Source organism: Alkalicoccobacillus porphyridii (assembly GCF_007293315.1).
GTDB lineage: Bacteria > Bacillota > Bacilli > Bacillales > Bacillaceae_D > Alkalicoccobacillus > Alkalicoccobacillus porphyridii.
Genome location: NZ_VLXZ01000009.1, coordinates 162,081 through 176,778, shown reverse-complemented (window position 1 = coordinate 176,778; position 14,698 = coordinate 162,081). Strand labels below are relative to the sequence as shown.

The 14,698-nt window shown below is 40.2% G+C and carries 14 protein-coding genes; 8 read left to right on the top strand and 6 right to left on the bottom strand.

Going from position 1 to position 14,698, the window contains the following annotated elements:
• From FN960_RS15140 to FN960_RS15130, 3 genes are all read left to right on the top strand, one after another.
• Window positions 1-1,749 carry an ABC transporter ATP-binding protein gene (locus tag FN960_RS15140; RefSeq protein ID WP_143849677.1) on the top strand — a complete coding sequence of 583 codons (1,749 nt, stop codon included), beginning with the start codon at window positions 1-3 and terminating at the stop codon, window positions 1,747-1,749.
• Between the two features lie 13 nt (window positions 1,750-1,762).
• Complete coding sequence (locus FN960_RS15135) at window positions 1,763-3,574, top strand: ABC transporter ATP-binding protein (protein WP_143849712.1); 1,812 nt, start codon at window positions 1,763-1,765, stop codon at window positions 3,572-3,574.
• A gap of 802 nt (window positions 3,575-4,376) precedes the next feature.
• On the top strand, window positions 4,377-5,207 hold the full coding sequence (locus FN960_RS15130) for a coiled-coil domain-containing protein (protein WP_143849675.1): 831 nt from the start codon (window positions 4,377-4,379) through the stop codon (window positions 5,205-5,207).
• 56 nt (window positions 5,208-5,263) lie between these two features.
• On the opposite strand, the gene FN960_RS15125 is transcribed toward FN960_RS15130, so the two are convergent.
• Complete coding sequence (locus tag FN960_RS15125) at window positions 5,264-5,944, bottom strand: PspA/IM30 family protein (RefSeq protein WP_143849673.1); 681 nt, start codon at window positions 5,942-5,944, stop codon at window positions 5,264-5,266.
• Between the two features lie 207 nt (window positions 5,945-6,151).
• On the opposite strand from FN960_RS15125, the gene FN960_RS15120 reads away from it, so the two are divergent.
• Entirely contained in the window at window positions 6,152-7,354 is a 1,203-nt protein-coding gene (locus FN960_RS15120) for an aminotransferase-like domain-containing protein (RefSeq protein WP_143849672.1), read from the top strand.
• Between the two features lie 241 nt (window positions 7,355-7,595).
• Here FN960_RS15120 and htpX read toward each other — a convergent pair whose 3' ends face one another.
• Together htpX and FN960_RS15110 are read right to left on the bottom strand one after the other, a co-directional pair.
• Entirely contained in the window at window positions 7,596-8,477 is an 882-nt protein-coding gene (gene htpX, locus FN960_RS15115; protein ID WP_143849670.1) for a zinc metalloprotease HtpX, read from the bottom strand.
• Between the two features lie 18 nt (window positions 8,478-8,495).
• Window positions 8,496-9,053 (bottom strand): LemA family protein, encoded by a 558-nt coding sequence (locus FN960_RS15110; RefSeq protein ID WP_143849668.1) that lies wholly within the window; start codon window positions 9,051-9,053, stop codon window positions 8,496-8,498.
• Window positions 9,054-9,237: 184 nt separating this feature from the next.
• Here FN960_RS15110 and FN960_RS15105 point away from each other — a divergent pair, with 184 nt between their 5' ends.
• Window positions 9,238-9,438, top strand: coding sequence for an alpha/beta-type small acid-soluble spore protein (locus FN960_RS15105; protein ID WP_143849666.1), 201 nt, complete (start codon window positions 9,238-9,240; stop codon window positions 9,436-9,438).
• 90 nt (window positions 9,439-9,528) lie between these two features.
• Here the strand turns inward: FN960_RS15105 and FN960_RS15100 are convergent, their stop codons facing one another.
• The 3 genes from FN960_RS15100 to FN960_RS22875 form a co-directional block, all read right to left on the bottom strand.
• Complete coding sequence (locus FN960_RS15100) at window positions 9,529-10,626, bottom strand: ABC transporter ATP-binding protein (protein WP_143849664.1); 1,098 nt, start codon at window positions 10,624-10,626, stop codon at window positions 9,529-9,531.
• Window positions 10,627-10,737: 111 nt separating this feature from the next.
• The gene (locus tag FN960_RS15095; RefSeq protein WP_143849662.1) at window positions 10,738-11,628 is read right to left on the bottom strand and encodes a helix-turn-helix domain-containing protein; all 891 of its coding nucleotides are present in this window, start codon (window positions 11,626-11,628) and stop codon (window positions 10,738-10,740) included.
• Between the two features lie 67 nt (window positions 11,629-11,695).
• The gene (locus FN960_RS22875) at window positions 11,696-11,872 is read right to left on the bottom strand and encodes a hypothetical protein (RefSeq protein ID WP_185971055.1); all 177 of its coding nucleotides are present in this window, start codon (window positions 11,870-11,872) and stop codon (window positions 11,696-11,698) included.
• Between the two features lie 148 nt (window positions 11,873-12,020).
• On the opposite strand from FN960_RS22875, the gene FN960_RS15090 reads away from it, so the two are divergent.
• The 3 genes from FN960_RS15090 to FN960_RS15080 all read left to right on the top strand — a co-directional run bounded on the left by FN960_RS15090 (window position 12,021) and on the right by FN960_RS15080 (window position 14,634).
• Window positions 12,021-13,169, top strand: coding sequence for a DUF445 domain-containing protein (locus FN960_RS15090; RefSeq protein WP_143849660.1), 1,149 nt, complete (start codon window positions 12,021-12,023; stop codon window positions 13,167-13,169).
• Between the two features lie 85 nt (window positions 13,170-13,254).
• On the top strand, window positions 13,255-13,617 hold the full coding sequence (locus tag FN960_RS15085) for a YlbF family regulator (protein WP_438799892.1): 363 nt from the start codon (window positions 13,255-13,257) through the stop codon (window positions 13,615-13,617).
• Window positions 13,618-13,782: 165 nt separating this feature from the next.
• Window positions 13,783-14,634, top strand: coding sequence for a Cof-type HAD-IIB family hydrolase (locus tag FN960_RS15080; RefSeq protein ID WP_143849657.1), 852 nt, complete (start codon window positions 13,783-13,785; stop codon window positions 14,632-14,634).
• Window positions 14,635-14,698: the final 64 nt, after the last annotated feature.

Here is a 14,698-nt window from a genome sequence, read left to right as displayed (position 1 = left end):
ATGGATACGTTTAAGAGGCTTTCCCAATTTTTCTTGCCAGATAAATTATTATTTATTTGGTCATTGGTTGCCTTGACTGCTGTAACAGGGTTAACAGTGTTGTATCCGATTATTTTGCAGTACACAATTGATACGGCAGTTGTAGGCGGTCAATACGATTTAATTCCGTATCTAGCTTTAGGCTTTATAGGGATCATGCTTTTGAAAGGGGGCGCTGTTTACATTCATCAATATCTGGGGGATATGTTTGGTGTTAAAGCTGTATATCGACTTCGAAAATCGTTATATAAAAAGCTGCAATTTCTACCCTTCCGATATTATGACAATGCCAAAACTGGAGACCTGATGTCAAGGTTAACGGCGGATGTAGAAGCGTTTCGATTCTTTTTATCATTTGGCTGTGCTCAGTTAGTTAACTTGGTCCTACTTATCGGATTTAGTATGGCTATTATGTTTTATTATTCTGTACCGCTGACTCTTGCGACAATGGCCATGGTTCCTCTGCTTGTTTTTGTTGTGATTCGTTTTGACAAAAGAGTACACCCGGCTTTTAGAAGTATTCGTAAATCATTGGCGCGTCTGAACACAAAGGTGCAGGAGAACGTTAGTGGAATGCAGACGGTTAAAGCGCTGTCTCAAGAAGATGAAGAAATTTATAGATTCTCAGGAAAAAACGATGATTACCGAGATAATCATCTGCACGTAGCAAAAATATGGGGAACCTATTTTCCTCTTATGGAGCTAGTAGGGAATTTAGCTGCTGTCATTTTACTTGCTTTTGGAGGCTATCTCACGATTACTGGCTCGCTGACACCAGGAGAGCTTGTGGCGTTCTTTAGCTTAATTGCGTATATCACAGGTCCAATTATGGGGCTTGGATTTATCATCAATACATTTTCACAATCTAAAGCATCAGGTGAACGACTGCTCGAGGTCTTAGATGAAGATGAGCGGCCAGATGGTGAGGAGGAAGAACAATCTTCTCGTCTGGTTGGAGAAGTTAGCTTCCGTCAAGTAACAGCTCAATATGATTCCAAGCACAAGCCGGCAATTAAGGATATTTCATTTGAAGCTACTAAAGGTAAAACAATCGGTTTGGTTGGAGCAACAGGATCAGGGAAGTCAACAATTATTCAGCTTTTACTGCGTTTTTATGAACGTCAATCTGGTGAGATTCTAATAGATGGTCGACCACTTGAGAATTATACAGTAAAGGAATTACGCAGGAACATTGGAGTTGTTCTTCAGCAGACCTTTTTATTTTCTTCTACGATTCGTGATAACTTATCCTATGGAAATCCAGATGCATCAATGGAAGAGATTGTAGATGCCGCTAAACGAGCCGATGCTCACGAATTCATTTCAAAGCTACCAAAAGGATATGATACGGTACTTGGTGAAAGAGGGCTTGGTTTATCTGGTGGACAGAAACAACGGATTGCCATAGCAAGAGCGATCATTATGGATCCAAGCATTTTAATACTTGATGATGCAACAAGTGCGGTTGATATGCAAACAGAAATTAAAATCCAACAAGCGTTTAGAGAAGTGATGAAAGGCCGCACAACCTTTATCATTGCCCACCGCATCTCGTCTGTAAAGCACGCTGATGAAATTCTTGTACTTGATGAGGGTGAAATTGTGGAAAGAGGCACTCATCATGAGTTGCTTGAACACCGTGCGGGTATCTATCGAAGAATTTATGATATACAAAATCAAGACCAGCAGCATGTGCTGCAAAGGGCATGAAGGGGGATAGATGATGGAACAATCAACAAATAAAACCAGATTTCACTATCCTGTCGAACAAATTATTGAGAAGCCGTTTAACTGGATGCAAATGACCCGGCTATTTGCTTACATGAAGCCATATGCCAAATCATTACTGCCAAAAACCATTATAGCGATGCTCGTGTCTACACTTGTGCGCTTAGCCATACCTATATTCATTGGGGTATATGCATTAGATTATGGGATATCAAGTGGCAATGCATCCTTTATGTTTTTGTTAGCAGGAATTGTGTTTGCAATGTATTTAGTATCCTATGTCTCTACGTATTACCGGATACGATGGATGAACGAGTTAGGGCAGCATGTGATCTATGATATACGCTCAGACTTATTCAAGCATATTCAGCGACTATCGCATCGTTTTTTTGATAAGCGTTCTGCTGGATCGATACTCGTTCGGGTCATTAATGATATTAATTCCCTTCAAGATTTGTTTACAAATGGTGTTGTAAACTTGTTGATGGATATAGTGATGCTAGTAGGTATCGTCATCATTTTATTTAGCTTAAGTCCACAGCTTGCCCTTGCGATTTTGATTGTTTTGCCGATTATGTTTTTTATATCTACAAAGCTACGTAGGAAAATTCGCAGAGCGTGGCAGGTAGTTCGAATCAGGCAGTCTCGATTGAATTCCCACTTAAATGAGAGTATTCAAGGCATCCGTGTGACGCAAGCTTACGCTCAGGAAAAAGAAAATATGGGCTTCTTTGAATCAGTAAATACGGATAACTATGAAAGCTGGAAGCAAGCATCACGCATGAATGCATTGTTTAGACCATTTGTAGAATTAGCAAGTGCCTTAGGGGGAGCGATCTTAATTTGGTATGGTGCCTCACTTCTTCAAGGGAATGACCCTAATATTACGATTGGTGTATTTGTTTCATTTGCCTTTTACCTAGGCATGTTCTGGGAGCCGATTTCACGATTGGGTCAGGTGTATAACCAGTTGCTAGTCGGTATGGCTTCATCAGAACGAATTTTTGAATTTCTTGATGAAAAGCCATCTGTACCGGAAAAGCCGGATGCAAAACCACTTGAGAATGTGAAAGGTGAAATAGTCTTTGATCATGTTGAATTTGCTTACGACTCTTCACGAAAAGCACTAAACGATATTAACTTAACATTTGAGGCGGGGAAAACCATTGCGTTAGTTGGTCATACTGGCTCTGGGAAATCAACGATTGTTAATTTAATGAGTCGATTCTATGATCCAACTAAAGGTAGAGTGTTACTGGACGGACGGGATCTGAGAGATCTTAAGCTGAATGAGCTACGTTCAAATGTCAGTTACGTACTTCAGGATACCTTTATCTTTGCTGGGACGATTATGGAGAATATTCGCTTTGGAAATGTAAAAGCGACGGATGAACAAGTGATGGAGGCTTCAAAAGCTATTGGCGCAGATACCTTCATCTCAAAGCTTGAAAATGGATACCACACGGAGGTTGAAGAGCAAGGAAATGTCTTGTCCGTAGGAGAGCGGCAGCTACTGTCATTTGCAAGAGCATTACTTGCAGATCCACGTATTCTTATTCTAGATGAAGCAACAGCTAGTATTGATACAGAAACAGAGCTCATTATTCAGAAAGGCTTAAAGAGGCTGCTTCATAATCGTACGGCAATCATGATTGCCCATCGACTTTCTACTATACGTGATTCAGATCATATCATTGTTCTTGAGCAAGGAAATGTTCTTGAACAAGGTACGCATGAGGAGCTTATAGATAATCAAGGTAAATATTTTGATTTAGTAAGGTCACAATATGCAGCCTTTGAAAGATAAGAATTATTACTAATCTAAAAGCTGAAGAATGTTGGAGTCTCTCCATTCATTTTTCTGCTTTTTTATTGTACAAAAGAGGGGGGATGTTACTCCAGAGTACACTTCAAACGCTTAACTACATAGAGGAATTGGAGGTTATCTGAGTTACAGTTCTTCGATTGTCGCTCCCGAAAATGGGGGCATGCTTACCGCGGGAAGGTATTGAGCTAACGGGCTTCGCCCTTTTATCTCAATGAACCTTTTCATCCCGCAGGTGTCAGCCCTCCATTTTCGTCCGCTTGGTGAGAGTGGCGGCATTAAGTATATGAGAGGTGACTTACGTGGAGTCTACGTAACTTTCCTACATAAGAAGTTGATTTTAACAGAAGGATGTAGTAAGGGAGAGGAAGACCGTTCAACTTCTAAAGAACCGCAAGTGACGGACCATTCCACTGCAGTAGCATAGTTTGTCTTACTAACAGTTCCTTTGTCTGATCGGGAACATGAGTGGAAGGAGAAAACGTAGACTCCTACGGAACAGAACGCGGCAGACCAACATTGAAGTGGTGCCTTTCCACTTCAAGGGCTGAGGCCGTTCCCGTGGAAAGCGAAGTTTTCTCCTGTAGCGGTGCATAAGCTCATTTCTTGATGACTTTTTCAGTAGCCTCTTTTTATCAGAAAGACATAGTTCTTTGTAGTTCTGTCTCAGCCACTTTTTTTGCAACTTTATTGAATGAACAAACGTATAGTGTTAGTAGAAGAAGCATTATGACTGTTATAATAGGGAAAAGACGAAGACACATATAGAGAAAGGGGGCTGATAATGTTGGTGACTATTATTCAAGTAGTTGTTACGATTGGAGTTGCACTATTTCTTATCTTCTTCATAAGAAATATGCTGCAAAATAAGCGAAATCGTCATTTAGAACAGGAAGTACGTAGATTGGCTAAGCAGCATGATCAACTTCTTTCGGAAGTGCTTGAACCTTATCACACATCAACAGATTTAATTAAGCTGACCCGAGGAGAAACCAAAGAGCGTTATGAGGAGTTAAGTGAAAGGTTTTTAGTAATACTAAATACGGCTAAAGAAGCGCAACAGAATTTAGAAGGCTTACGTATTACTAAAGATTCATATGGTTCCGTTTTGGCAGTATTACCCAGAGCAGAGCAACAGCTTACGGAGGAATTCGAGAAGCTCTCTAATGCTACTAAGCAACTTCAAGCTTTGAACCAAGAGGATAAACAAGTATCAGCTCAAATGAAAGAAGAGAAGAGCAAGCTTGAGCAGCTGCGAGTGGAGCTTCAATCATTACAGCAGGAGTCTGGATATTCATTACAAAATCTTCAGCAAAAATTTAAGCATGTATCACATGAATTCTCCGAGGTATCAGAGCAAGTTGAGCGGCTTGATTTTATAGCTGCTGTGGAAGAATTAACTCAAGTAAAAGAAAGCATAGCTGAGACCTCGGAACGATTAAACCGAATGAAACAGCTATTAAAAAAAGAAAATGAAGTAGCCATACATGTAAAAAACGAACAAAATGAAGAGTTAAATCACTTCTTTGATAAGTTTAAAGTGGCATTAGAAGCTGGGGAAGTAGACAAAGCGTCACACTTTATGCAAAAAGCGTTTAAAGAAGCTCAGCTATAATAAAAAAATGCAGAAGCCTTTACTTTTAGGCTCTGCACTTTCTAGTTAAGGGACTGCTATTCAGCGGTCTTTTTTGCATTAATTTTAGCTTTTAAAGCTTCTAGCTCTGAATCAACAGCACTTTTGTTTGTTAAGGCAGCCAAGTCATCATCCAAGGTTTTGTTTACACTGCGAAGTTCTTCAGAGGATTCTGCTTCTGCTTCACTACGCATGACCTTTTCTTCCATACGTTCAAAACCGCTCTTAGCCCCTGAATCCAATCCAGAAAGCGAACGGTTTACCTTTGCACGTGCTTTAGCACTTTCATTTCGTGCTTTTAATGAATCCTTTTTCATGATCATCTCTTGAAGCTCATCCTTCATTTCACGAAGCTTAATCTTTAGCTCCTCAGAAAGCTTTAGTGCTTCCTCATGTGAAACCTGCAGGCTGCTGGTGTGGGATTGCTGCTTGTTCTTATCTTCGAGCACACGTCTAGCTAGGTCCTCGTCGCCTGATTCAAGGGCTACGACTGCTTGTTCTTCACGCTTTGTAACGGCTTCAACCGAGTCATCAAGCTGTTTCTTAAGGAGCTTCTCGCTAGCAATTTGTTTAGCGACAGCGGCCTCCACCTCAGAGATATCTCTCTTCATATCAGCAATAAATTGGTCAAGCATCTTTCCTGGATCTTCAGCCTTATTTAGTAAGGAATTTAATTCTGATGAAACAATTGTACGTACTCGGGAAAAGAAACGGAACATGTAAACCCTCCTTAAGTATTCAGTATTATTAGTTTATCACAGCCTTTTATGACTGTAATAGCCTGTTAATTTATATACGATGAAATAGGAGAAGCGTTTCAGTTTTCTTAGCATAAGATTAAAAGATTGACTTTACAGATAAATCAGATAAAATAAAGGCTACTATAAAACTTAACTAAAGAGAGAAAAATTCAGAGGTGTTGAGAGATGAGATACGCTTTTTCAAAACGTGTACGACACTTGCAGTCATCTGCAGTGCGGGATATTTTGAAGGTTGTTGGCAATGGTGATGTTATCTCATTTGCAGGGGGATTACCAGCAGATGATTTGTTTCCAGTAGAGGCCATTGAAGAAGCCTTCTCGCGAGCATTTGCATCAGGTACTAAAGCGTTGCAATATATTGAGACAGAAGGGTATCGTCCTTTGCGTGAGCTTGTAGTGGAGCGAATGAAACGAAAAGAAATTACCGGGTTCACGGGCGATGATGTTTTGCTGACAACTGGATCACAGCAAGCTATAGATCTTTTTTCAAGAGTCATGTTCAGCCCCGGAGATATCGTATTAACGGAGGATCCGACGTACTTGGCTGCCCTTCAGGTGTTCCAATCGTATGAGGCAGATATTGTAGCTGTTGATTCAGATTCAGAGGGCATGCTACAGGAGGATCTAGAAGCAAAAATGAGGACACTTCGTCCAAAATGCGTATATGTTGTTCCTACGTTTTCTAATCCAGCCGGTAAGGTTTGGTCTCTTGAACGAAGAAAGATGCTTGTGAGACTTGCTCATAAATATAATTGTTTAATTCTAGAAGATGATCCTTATGGAGATATTCAATTTAATTCGGAGGAAACCTATACACCAATGGCTGCTTTAGATGATGGTTCCAGAGTTATGTACACAAGTACATTCTCAAAAACAGCGGTGCCAGCTTTACGGACCGGTTGGATTGTTGGACCTTATCAAGTCATTAGAATGATGGCGCAGGCCAAACAGGCTAATGATCTACATTCTAATTCATTGTCACAGCAAGCGATTTATCAGCTTTGTACTCATTTTGACTTTGATGGTCACATCAAAGGAGTCACAGACTTATACCGCAGAAGACGAGACGTGATGATGAATTGTTTGCAGCATTCGAACCTGCCAAATGTTCATTTTATTGAACCTAAAGGCGGCATGTTTCTGTGGATTGAGTTAGACGAAAAAGTAAACACAACAGCGATGCTTACAGAGGCTGTTACTAAAGGTGTTGCATATGTTCCAGGAGCACCATTTTATGCCGGTGTGCCAAAGCATAATACCATGCGCCTCAATTTCACCCATGCTACAGATGAAGAAATTGAACGAGGTATGGGCTTGTTAGCCGAAGTATTCACCCGAACAGACGACCGAGTGACGACGGTAATTTAATTTAAGTCACCTTTGTAAAAACTTAAGTAGATAACAGCATACTAAGATTAGTGGGTAAGGTCATCTGCAGATGATCTTACCCACTTTTTTATAGAAGAAGCGAAAAGCCCATGCAGGTTCAGATTTCTTGAAAGGAGGATAGTAAGCATAAACTAGCGTAGGAATACATGGAGACTCGTGTGGGAGCAAGGAGAGTTCATTGAAAAACAATTTTTATAAGACTGCGCACTTTTTCAATTGTTTACATCGATTCCAACCGTTTAATTCGTTCCTCTGGTTGTGGGTGTGTGGAGAACAAACCCGCAGCCTTCTTCTTTAGAGGATCAGCAAAGTATAACGAAGCAGATGTACTCGACGCTTCTTTTACAGGCTGGTTGGATTGAGTAATTTTACGAAGCGCATTAGCTAAAGCATTCGGATTTCGTGTTAGCTCAGCTGCAGTGGCATCAGCAAGAAATTCTCTATTTCTAGAAATCGCTAATCGAATTAATGTAGCGACAACAGGTGATAATAATATAAGTATAAAGGAAATAAGAAGGATGATGCCGTTTTGTTTATTATCTCGTCTTCCTCTTGAACCATACATCATGCTGCGAGCTCCAATATCACTGAGTATGGCAATGGCAGAAACAAGAGCAACTGCTATTGTTGCAAGGCGAACATCATAATTTCGAACATGGGCTATTTCGTGGGCGATTACTGCTTCTAATTCCTCACGGTTCAATCGATCAAGTAACCCAGTTGTTACAGCGACGGCAGCTTTTTTTGGAGAGGTACCAGCAGCAAATGCATTTGGACTTGCGTCCTGAATGATAAAAATACGTGGCTGAGGAATTTGAGCTACCAAAGAAAGGCTATCCACTGTATTCCAGAGGTAGGCATGATCATCGGCGCTACGTACCTCTCTGGCGTGATTCATTCTCATAACTACATTTGTACTGCTTGATAGCATAAATAAGGTATACACTCCGCCAAGCACAGCTGCTAAAACAATGCCACTAATATAATCACCTATGTAGGTATATGTAATAGCAGCACCCACAGCCAGAATAAAGAAGACAAAACCAGAGACAATCAAAACTGTTTTTCGTTTATTACGACTAATCTGCTGATATAAGTGCATAGCCAGTCCCCGTTTCTTTTATAGGTCAAAGTCCACTTCAACGGTCCTGCGCTCTTCGGCCGTGGCTTCCAAATAGCTATGCTTACGGAAGTTATGAATAGACGCAATCACATTGCTCGGGAATGATTCGACTTTGTTGTTGTATTGCATAACTGTTTTATTATAAAGCTGCTTTGAATACGCAACCTTATTCTCTGTTGCCACAAGATCCTCATGTAACCTATTAAAGCTTTCATTCGCTTTAAGGTCTGGATAGGCTTCAGTTAGAGAAAAAAACTGTCTTAACGTACCAGTTAACTCATTGTCAGCTTGAACCTGCTCTTCGCGTGTTAAATCTGGTGACGTAATTTGGTTACGCTTTTCAATAATTTCAGCTAAAGTATTTTTTTCATATTCCATATATCTCTGAGCCGTCTTCACGAGATTAGGAATTAAATCAAAGCGACGCTTCAGCTGTACATCAATTTGAGACCATGATTCTTCCTTCCAGCCTCGCAGTTTCACTAGACCATTATACATAATGACCCAACCTGCACCCACAATAACTATTATTGCTCCAGCAATTAAAAATCCCATTCAAGTTCCCCCTATCGATCACGTCGTATTTCATATACGTATGATGCAGTGTATGGTTTCACACTAAAGTTTATCACGAACACTTTAGACAAGCACAAAAAAACAACTAACTATTACCAATTTTTCTGATACATAACTAATATAAAAAAAACCTACACTATAACTAGTTAAGGGGGTGAAACATATGGCTAACAACAGTTCAAATCAACTTGTGGTACCTGGTGTACAACAAGCTCTTGATCAAATGAAATACGAAATCGCTTCTGAGTTTGGTGTAACTCTTGGACCAGATTCAACTGCACGTGCTAACGGTTCAGTTGGAGGAGAAATCACTAAGCGTTTAGTACAAGCTGCTGAACAACAACTTGGTGGATACCAAAAATAATGATGGCTCTAAGGGAATGGTGATCTCACCATTCCCTTTATTAATGAAAAAAAGCCATTCCTCAAGGGAACAGCTTTTTTGATTTTTTAATTAACGAATACGTTGCTCGTTATCAGCGTCAAAGAAGTGACACTTATTTAGATCGAGTGAAAGCTCAAGTGTTTGACCGGAAGTTACATCCGTACGAGAGTCGACTCTGGCAACAAGCTCCTGACCGTTTACACTAGAGTAAAGAACTGTCTCAGCACCTGTTAACTCAGCAACTTCGATCACTGCGTTTAGTTTAGTGTCAGGTGATGATTGAAGGAAAAGGAGTTCATCATGTACATCCTCAGGACGAATGCCAAGAATAAGATCTTTGTCAACATAGCCTTTTTCACGCAATGTCTTTAATTTACCTTCTGGAACTTTAAGCTTAATTTCACCTACAACAAATTGATCGCCATCAAGACGTCCTGTTATGAAGTTCATAGAAGGGGAACCGATGAATCCACCAACGAACACGTTTTCAGGGTTATCATATACATCTTTTGGTGTACCAACTTGTTGGATAAAACCATCCTTCATAATAACAATCCTGGTGGCCATTGTCATTGCTTCAGTTTGGTCATGCGTTACATAAATAGTTGTAGTCTGTAAACGCTTGTGAAGCTTAGTAATTTCAGCTCTCATTTGTACACGTAGCTTTGCATCAAGGTTGGAAAGTGGCTCATCCATTAGGAATACTTGTGGATCCCGAACAATAGCACGTCCAAGTGCAACCCGCTGACGCTGACCACCAGACATTGCTTTTGGTTTACGGTCAAGCATTTCTGTTAATCCAAGAATTTGAGCGGCATTTTTCACGCGTTTTTCAATTTCATCTTTTTTAAATTTACGTAGTTTTAGACCAAAGGCCATATTATCGTATACGTTCATATGAGGGTAGAGGGCATAGTTTTGGAATACCATCGCAATGTCACGATCCTTAGGTGCGATATCATTCATACGCTTCTCACCGATATGGAGATCACCTTTTGAAATATCTTCAAGGCCAGCAATCATACGAAGAGTAGTTGATTTACCGCAACCAGACGGTCCTACAAACACGATAAATTCTTTGTCTTCAATTTTTAGATTGAAATCAGATACAGCTGTTACGTCACCATCATAAATTTTATAAATATTATCTAAGCTAATTTCAGCCATTCAAATCCCTCCAACTGTTTAATATAAACAAATTGTAAGCCTTTTCATGGGTTTGGACTATAGGGAAGGTGCACAAAGTTGCTAGTAGCTTCTAGGCAGTGTGCACAATCTTTAGGATTTGTCTTGTAACAGTAAAATAAAGTGCATGCAGGCTGCTTGAGGGAATTGTTTAATATCAATGCCAGTGCGTTCAATAAATTTATCAATACGATATTGCAAGCTATTTCTGTGCATATGCAAGCTTTTCGCAGCGGAAGAAAGATTAAGATGATGATGTAAATAAGCAGATATACTTTTAATCATATCTACATCTGATAAAACATCCTCCGTTAACACATTAGAGCTAATATAGCTGCGTTCCGATTCAGGAATAAACTGAATTAAATAGTAGGGGACTGCCTGGTGTGCATAAAAAATATGCTGAGCATTAACGTGTGGGAGCGCAGCCCGAAAGCAGGCCTGTTCCCAGTTAAAGCGCTGTTTCGCTTGTTGTGTTGTACATTCAGTGCCTATAAGTAAAGACATATCGATATAAAAATCCGTTGCAATGGCTTGAACAAAACTTAAAAAGTCGTTTTCGTCCTCTTCAGCTTGATGAATCACGATTCCACTTAGAGAATCAACCCAAAGGATCGTTAGCATTCCAGAAATCTGATTCTGCCAAGCCTCATGAAAGTCATTATATGTATCAATGGATTCGTCTAATGAAAAATGAATAAATCTAATTGATCCAACAACTGGAGGTATCTTATCAATAGCTGATTCTTCAAACAACCAGTTGCTCCAGCTTACTTCCATAACTGTTTCAGGTATAGGAAACGGCTTCCACTGGGGTAAGAGCAGCTTTAATAGCTGCTGCTCTCGAGTCGTAATTTCATTTTTATAAAAACCAATCGGCTGAGACTGATCGTCCTGAAGCCAAAGAACGTCCGTACGTCTATAATCTTCCGGGTTTGTAGTGATTGCTTGATCAAATTGCCTTTTTAATGATTGTGCGATCATGGTTGAAGCTCACCTCTATAAATGGACTCTCATTAAGTATATCGCCTCCATGGGTTTTAGCATAGAGTTAATCAGATGAAGAAGGAGGATCTTCTTCTTCAAGAGGTCGGGCTTCTTCAATCTCGCCGGCATGATGACCAGCGATTTTGCCACCCCCTAGACCTTCATTAATCATACGATCTACATCCATGAAGTACTTTTCTCTACCCTGATCGGATTCCTGCTTTTGTTTTGATTCCTTCATTTTTTTCTCCTCCTTTCTTTAGATGATCTACATAGTATCCCTGATTGTTTTTTTAGCTATTCTCTCTCTCGAATTGGATATTTTCCTAACAAGAAAAAATCGATTATACTAGATAAGTCGAGCTTTAATAGCAGAAGGAGTGTTGAAAGTGGATCCGTGGTTATTTATCGTTTTTATGGTTGTAGTTGGAGCTGCGCTTGGTGGCTTAACTAATGCTCTTGCCATCCGCATGTTATTTAAGCCATATCGTGCTTTATATATAGGAAAGTGGAAACTTCCATTGACACCAGGACTAATTCCCAAACGTCATCAGGAAATTGCTGTACAACTTGGAAATATGGTAGGAACCTATTTACTGACAGCAGAAGGACTGGAGAAACAAATAAAAGAAAAAGCCTTTACTACAGGTGTAACAACCTGGATGGAGGAAGAGCTCAGGAAAGTTGTGAATAGTGAGCAAACCCTTGAGGAATTTATTGCGGAAAATACAGGGTTCCAAAACATCGAAAGCGTATTGTTTCAGCGAACCGATACATTCATTCAAGCAGGACTAAACCAGTTTATAGAATTAAATCAAGAAAAAAAGATTGATGACATTCTTCCGCCAGAACTTACTTCACGTATTGAAGGCTATATTCCCGAAGTGTCTGCAGCCATTTTAAGAAAAGCAACCACTTATTTTGAAAGCAGTGAAGGCAAACAAAAGCTCAGTGTTATGGTAGATGAGTTTCTCGATCATAAAGGGCGCCTAGGCAGCATGCTTCAAATGTTTTTGGGCAATGAGCGGTTGGTGGACAAAATCCAGCCAGAGATCCTGCATTTTTTGCAGAACGATCGTACCAATCAACTGGTTACCGAGCTCCTTGAAAAGGAATGGCAAAAGCTGAAGGAACAACCGTTCTCTGAAGTATCAAGCCTTATAAACGAAGAGAAAGTGGCAGCGTTTTTCAGTCAGCTTGTAAAAGGCAAAGCCCCCATTTTACGCTCTTTAACATCACCACTTAATAGCTGGGCGCAAAGGTATGAAACGCAAATCCTTTCCACATGGATCCCAACGGCTTCAACCATGATGATTGAGATAGCGGCTAGACGAATTGGCAAACTCTTAGAGACTTTACACATTGAACAAATCATTACCCAGCAGGTTCAATCTTTTTCGATTCAGCATCTTGAAGATTTAGTGATGTCTGTAGCTTCTAAGGAACTAAAGTTAATAACGTACTTAGGAGCACTCATTGGGGGTGTCGTTGGGCTTTTCCAAGGACTCTTTGTCTTATTAATAAACGGCGGATTCTAAAAAAATTGTAGTAAAAACAGGACTTTCCGTGAATTCTACGCGAGAACATGTTATAGTCGGGTAGACTAATCGGAGGGGGAATTTAATCGTGGCACAATTACAGGAAAAAGCACAGGAATTAAAAGAAGCATTAGCTACCAGCGAGGAATTCAAATCTTTGCAATCACTTCATCAGCAAATTGAGGAAGATGATATTGCGAAAAAGATGCTTGATAACTTCCGTCAGCTTCAGCTAGAACTGCAACAAAAACAAATGCAGGGTGTACAGATTTCTGAAGAGGAAGCACAAAAAGCCCAGCAGCAATTTGAATTGGTTCAGCAGCACGACCTGATCTCTCAATTAATGGAAGCTGAACAAAAGCTAAGCGTCATTATTGGGGACATCAATAAGATCATCACGGAGCCACTTGAAGAAATTTATGGTAACCCGGATCAAGAACAAAACTAATGTTACAAAGAAACTCCCATCGAGCCTCGTTCGATGGGAGTTTTTTTTGTGTAATGATTAGATAAAATTGTTCTGACGATCAGCGGACATACATAAGCTTAAATCAGAACCGACGAGCCTCCTACAACATCAGGGAGAAATACTACAAGAGGGGAAGAAGTGCGGATGACTTATAGATTTTTAGCAGTAAATATTGATGGGGCGTTATTGCGCTCTAATTCAAAACTAAGTAAGTCGACTCGACAGTCAATGGAATATTTGACGAAAAAAGGAGTCGAGATTGCGTTAGTTACATCCCGCCCATATTTATCTGCACAAAAGATAGCCAAAAGTTTAAAACTGGAAGGCTGTCTCATCGCTCATGATGGCGCCTATATAAGTGAGGTCAAAAAGCAAAAGCTTATGTCTCGGGAGTTAGCTGAGGACATTGTGATGCAATGCATTGAAGCGTTGGAGAGATTTCAATGCCGAATACACTTAATGTATGAAACACATGCTGTCACAAGTAAAGAAAAGCAACGGAATAATCTAATCGCAAAAATGACGCTTGGGGCAACCGACCAGCTATATTACCCATTAACTTATGTAGACTCTCTTTATAATTACGTGATGGATGAAGCAACCGGTCCACTCACGATGCAGATCCAATTCGAATCCTCAATTCAGCGTAAACAGGCCTTAGATATGCTTGAAGAGCAGTTAGATCACGTTCGAATCAAACGAATTGGCAAGGATCGACTCTCCCTCGTCTCAGCTGATGTCTCAAAAGCAAAAGCCTTGCAATGGTTATGCCAGCGTAAAGGCATCCAAAACGACGAATTAATCACAATTGGAGCCTTTGAAGAAGACTTAGAAATGATGCAAATGGCAGGTTTAGGTGTAGCAATGGGTAATGCGCCAAAACCACTCAAAGATAAAGCTGACTGGATTACACGATCCGTCGATGAAGACGGCCTCTCGTATATGATACATGAAGTCTTTAGAAAACAGCTACGCATCAATCACAGCCTCAAATAGGAGGCTGTTTTTTTTATGGGCGTATTCACCGATTGGGCCTAGGTGAATATGCTAAGAAAAAAGG

Coding starts and splice junctions, on each gene's coding strand:
- FN960_RS15080 (WP_143849657.1), top strand. CDS start 13,783: ATGACTTATAGATTTTTAGCAGTAAATATTGATGGGGCGTTATTGCGC.
- FN960_RS15130 (WP_143849675.1), top strand. CDS start 4,377: ATGTTGGTGACTATTATTCAAGTAGTTGTTACGATTGGAGTTGCACTA.
- FN960_RS15110 (WP_143849668.1), bottom strand. CDS start 9,053: ATGGGATTTTTAATTGCTGGAGCAATAATAGTTATTGTGGGTGCAGGT.
- FN960_RS22875 (WP_185971055.1), bottom strand. CDS start 11,872: ATGAAGGAATCAAAACAAAAGCAGGAATCCGATCAGGGTAGAGAAAAG.
- FN960_RS15095 (WP_143849662.1), bottom strand. CDS start 11,628: ATGATCGCACAATCATTAAAAAGGCAATTTGATCAAGCAATCACTACA.
- FN960_RS15105 (WP_143849666.1), top strand. CDS start 9,238: ATGGCTAACAACAGTTCAAATCAACTTGTGGTACCTGGTGTACAACAA.
- FN960_RS15120 (WP_143849672.1), top strand. CDS start 6,152: ATGAGATACGCTTTTTCAAAACGTGTACGACACTTGCAGTCATCTGCA.
- FN960_RS15140 (WP_143849677.1), top strand. CDS start 1: ATGGATACGTTTAAGAGGCTTTCCCAATTTTTCTTGCCAGATAAATTA.
- FN960_RS15135 (WP_143849712.1), top strand. CDS start 1,763: ATGGAACAATCAACAAATAAAACCAGATTTCACTATCCTGTCGAACAA.
- FN960_RS15125 (WP_143849673.1), bottom strand. CDS start 5,944: ATGTTCCGTTTCTTTTCCCGAGTACGTACAATTGTTTCATCAGAATTA.
- FN960_RS15100 (WP_143849664.1), bottom strand. CDS start 10,626: ATGGCTGAAATTAGCTTAGATAATATTTATAAAATTTATGATGGTGAC.
- htpX (WP_143849670.1), bottom strand. CDS start 8,477: ATGCACTTATATCAGCAGATTAGTCGTAATAAACGAAAAACAGTTTTG.